Here is a 4,085-nt window from a genome sequence, read left to right as displayed (position 1 = left end):
AACCTGTAGGTACACTGGTTGACCTGAGATTGGTAAATCTTTGACTAAATGTCGATGATTTTGGTGGAGTTTATCGCTCTCTAACCCACAACGAGGACAGATTGCTTTTTGATTTTTCGATTCGATTTGGCAAACTATACCGATATTTTCTAGGTGTAGATAGCCTTGAATAGACGTTCCTTTTAGGTTCAAAAATTTGTCAAGTATCATAAGTAAAATACTCTGGTTTTTGGCTATTATATCAAATCTTAACTCGATTGTCTATCTTTTGATATTAACTTGTTTGTGCCGTAAGTGTCTCCCTGTATAGATTTCAGCTACTTTTAGGCGTAGGTACTCTCATCGAATTTTATTTTAAGTTAATTATTTGCATAACAATTCCCGAAGAGCCATAATCCCACCAACTACAAATAACTCTTGTGAAGGAAACCACTTAGTTATATCAGTTTCATTCGTGAGTTTTCCTGTCTGTTTTAAATGCCAGATGCAAGAAAATTCATAGAGCGGAAAAGAGAGTTTATATCCCAAGCGAACAGCATTGGTTATTAACTGATTATGCAAAATCAGTAGCCCGTCGAAATTGTCTTGAGGTTGTTCTGGTCGCGATGACCTGGCTGGGGATTCAAAATCCAACAGTGTGGCTGGCACAAATTGAAAGTCACTTTCCCAGTCAGTAATTGTCTTAATAAACTCAACAATTTCAGGATGGGTTTTGGTTTTAAGTTCTGTCCAAGTTTCTAAAGGAAAGCGCTTGCAACAATTTTCCAATAAGAATTTCAGCAGCAGCGACTTGCCATTGCCACCATCCCCATAGAAGAATAGGATTTTATGGGGGTCAAGCTCGTCATCGTTGAGATATTCTGCAAATCGCAAGGTTAACTCGTGTCGGTCGGTAAAGTGCCGGAGAGCGCGATTTAGCTGAGTTAACGAGGCTTTTTGGCTAGTGGGATCGCTGATGCTCATAGCCGTACTACTTAGAAAATGTAATTGCTATTAAAGTCTAAAATCTTCTCTAATTCTAGCCTTTCCTCTTGCCATGCGGACAATAAACTGCTCTTCCACTAAACCGCCAGACTTGAGGGTGCTGATTGGGTAGTATTGCTGAACTTCCCCCCATACATATCTACTACAATAGCCGAAAACCCTTATCCATCAATGGATAAACCCATTAACTTTTCTTTATATACCCCGTGTTTATTGTAATATTCCTTAAATAGACAAATGGGGGAAGTTTAGGCTAAAATGGCGGCCGTGTATAGTGATTCAATTAGTATTATTAGATCGAGTGAACTTAGTGGAATTTGAGAGTGAAGATTATCCATCAGAAAAGTTAATTGCTTGTCAAAATCCCTTAATCGCTGAGAAAAATCAAAAACAAACAGAAGCCTTATTCTTTACAATACAATAAAAGTGTAATTAAGCTTGTTGGGAGCCTGAGCTATGACTAACCCGAATTCGATCGAACAGCTATCGCAGGAATTACTCGATCTAGACCAAGTAGATGCCGATACCGGGGCAGATTTGCGGCAAAAAGCCCAAGAAATCCTCGCTGAAACCAGTATTGACCTACCGATTCGAGAAGCGATCGCCGATAGTCTCAGTCAAGGCAATCAACTACTTACCCTCAAAACCGTCGGCAAGGAAGAAAGTTACTAGCACATTTGGGGTCAAAAGTCAAGATGAAAGAAAAATTTTTTTTTGTCTGGCTGGGGCGGTTTTTGGCCTCTTTTGGGCTGTTATCGGGGATAAGTGCCTGTAATTCACCTCTTTTGATCACTCCTCAAGTTCCCGCCGGTGGTTTAAATAGTTTTGCTCCCGATCAATTCCCCAGTTATAGTGCTGATGGTCGCTATTTAGCCTTCGCTTCCGATCGCTCCGGTCGTCGTAGTATATATCTATTCGATCTGCAAGAAAAGCGCTTAGTTAATCTTCCTAACCTAAATCGTGGCGATTCTAGCCAAGATCAGCCATCTCTGAATGCTGACGGCCGTTTAATTGCCTATATCTCCAGCGAACGCGGTAAAAGTGATGTCATGGTTTATGATCGTTCCCAGTCCCGTGCAACCCTATTAACCGCTAACCTGCGGGGAAGCGTCCGCAATCCCACCATTAGCGGTGATGGTCGCCAAATTGCCTTTGAAACCAACCAAGACGGTCAATGGAATATTGCCATTGTTAACGGCCAATTTTAAATTTGTTCTACTCGGTCTTAATCGTTAAAACCTGCGGAGGAGTAGCATCTGGTGGATATAAAAAATTTACCTGTACTATACTCCAATCCCCCGGAGGAATAGTCAGAGTCACTAAAGATTGCCCCTCTTGTCCGCGTCTTTGGACGAGATGGAAAAATCTGCTTTGTGCCTGTCCCTGGTCATCGCTATAATTGACGGCTACTGTTCCCCGAAAAAACACTTGTGGGGCAGCCGGATCGAGAAAACGCAAACCCTGACCGATAATATTCTCTTTAATCGGTGTTTCTAGCGCAATAGTCACCGTTTTCGCCTCATTACTTCGATTAAATAGAGGTAAACTTAACCGATATTCCACACCGTAATTACCATGAGCTTGATAGGCCGTATCGGGATAGCGAACTAACATACTAGCACTTTGATTTTGTTCCGTTCCCAGTTTGCCTCCTGGTAGGGTGCTAATCCCATAGGCTATAGATTGACCAGAATCAGGAATATTTAACCATAAAGAAGCTCGATCGACCAATCGGGCCGGCCAGGCTGAACCTTGGGACACCCCCGCTACCCGTCCATAAATTATCTGTCCTTGACTATGGGGAGGAGTGGGCGCTCGATCTCGCGGAGTCGATAAATCGCCTTTTTCTAGCAAATTTTGCCACTCTGTCAGATTTGGGGGTCTTTCCTGCCCATTTTCGTCTAGGAGTGCATAAAGAGCTAAACTAGCAGCGTAGAGAAGACCGTCACTTTCCAGACGGAGATAAGTGGACCTACCGTTTAAAGGGGGAGTCAAATCGCGCACGGGAATCGCCGCATTTAAGACCATAAAACTCTCCCCAGGGGGAATAATAATCCTATCGGGAAAAACATCCTGACGCTGCCCCATTAAAATATCCCCCATTACCCGACTTCCCGGCCCAGCAAAAACCGTCCCCTGATTATTTTCCACTTGTGCGGGTAAATCGATAAAAGCTGCCTCGGGTTGACTCAAATAACTGGCCCCTTGCAGAATTTTAACGGTCACGGGATTAGGACTGGGATTGTGGAGTAATATACCCAGATAAAGGGTGCGTAAATTATCGGGAAAATTCCCCCTCGCTACATGGTGGGCAAAAATATCAAAGCGTCCCTGAAAAGCATAATTTAAATGGGCCGAGGGGAAACTTTTCTCTTGGGGGGGAAAAGTCGAAAGTAAAATCCCTTCTCCTAGCAATAATTCGGGACTATTGCTGTTAAAAACGGGAACTTGATCTAGTTGATTCGGCAAAGGACGCACCTGCGCCGGTCGAATTATTTCTACACTAGGGGGAGTTTGGGCAATGGGTAGTAAAAAAGGTAACATCACACAAATTACCATCTCAAGATAATTAATTTTTGATCATAGCATTATTGGCTCGCTCAATTTAGATAGTATTCTGTTTGTCCATATCTAGAGGATTGGTTAATATTTCTTGCTGGTGTTAAGTAGCTGGTTATAATTAAATTAAAAATGGATTTTAGGTTCGATCCCCCCTGCCCCCCTTGATAAGCTATCCCTTATAGGGATCTTTCTTAACAATTTTTGCAGTAAGCACTCCAACCCTTATCCTGACTTGATTTCAGTTTTTTCTTTGTCAGTAAGGGTGTCAACAAGGAATATTACAAATTGTTAACCGAGTCTTGAAAGCCTTGTGCTACAAGGGTTTGAAATGTTAAGAAAGATGTGACTAAAGGACAGCTTGATAAGGGGGGTGCCGATCCCCCCTTAGTCCCCCCTTTAATCCCTCCTTAATCTATCCATTAGTCACATCTTTCTTAACATAAAATTTGACAAAAAGAGAAAAGTGTGCAAGATGGCTCAAGGAGGTTCTATGGGGGGACTAATTTGATGAGATAGTTTCCAAGTCTGGCTGATATCAT

The 4,085-nt window shown here is 42.4% G+C and carries 5 protein-coding genes; 2 read left to right on the top strand and 3 right to left on the bottom strand.

Going from position 1 to position 4,085, the window contains the following annotated elements; translation table 11 throughout:
• Positions 1 to 210, bottom strand: a 210-nt coding sequence (locus IQ224_RS22150) for a transposase family protein (protein WP_194033085.1), incomplete at its 3' end; no start/stop codon positions are given.
• Positions 211 to 363: 153 nt separating this feature from the next.
• On the bottom strand, positions 364 to 963 hold the full coding sequence (locus IQ224_RS22145) for a hypothetical protein (RefSeq protein ID WP_228036353.1): 600 nt from the start codon (positions 961 to 963) through the stop codon (positions 364 to 366).
• A 477-nt stretch (positions 964 to 1,440) separates the two neighbouring features.
• On the opposite strand from IQ224_RS22145, the gene IQ224_RS22140 reads away from it, so the two are divergent.
• Both IQ224_RS22140 and IQ224_RS22135 read left to right on the top strand, forming a co-directional pair.
• Positions 1,441 to 1,656: a hypothetical protein gene (locus IQ224_RS22140; RefSeq protein WP_002737387.1), complete on the top strand. Its 216-nt coding sequence runs from the start codon at positions 1,441 to 1,443 to the stop codon at positions 1,654 to 1,656.
• 23 nt (positions 1,657 to 1,679) lie between these two features.
• Positions 1,680 to 2,192, top strand: coding sequence for a PD40 domain-containing protein (locus IQ224_RS22135; RefSeq protein WP_194033500.1), 513 nt, complete (start codon positions 1,680 to 1,682; stop codon positions 2,190 to 2,192).
• A gap of 7 nt (positions 2,193 to 2,199) precedes the next feature.
• Here the strand turns inward: IQ224_RS22135 and IQ224_RS22130 are convergent, their stop codons facing one another.
• The gene (locus IQ224_RS22130; RefSeq protein ID WP_194033499.1) at positions 2,200 to 3,543 is read right to left on the bottom strand and encodes a DUF3370 domain-containing protein; all 1,344 of its coding nucleotides are present in this window, start codon (positions 3,541 to 3,543) and stop codon (positions 2,200 to 2,202) included.
• Positions 3,544 to 4,085 lie beyond the last annotated feature (542 nt).

Origin of the sequence: Microcystis sp. LEGE 00066 (assembly GCF_015207925.1) — a bacterium.
Classification (GTDB): domain Bacteria; phylum Cyanobacteriota; class Cyanobacteriia; order Cyanobacteriales; family Microcystaceae; genus Microcystis; species Microcystis ichthyoblabe_A.
The sequence above is the reverse complement of the archived record's forward strand: the minus strand, read 5'-3'. Positions and strand labels throughout refer to the sequence as shown.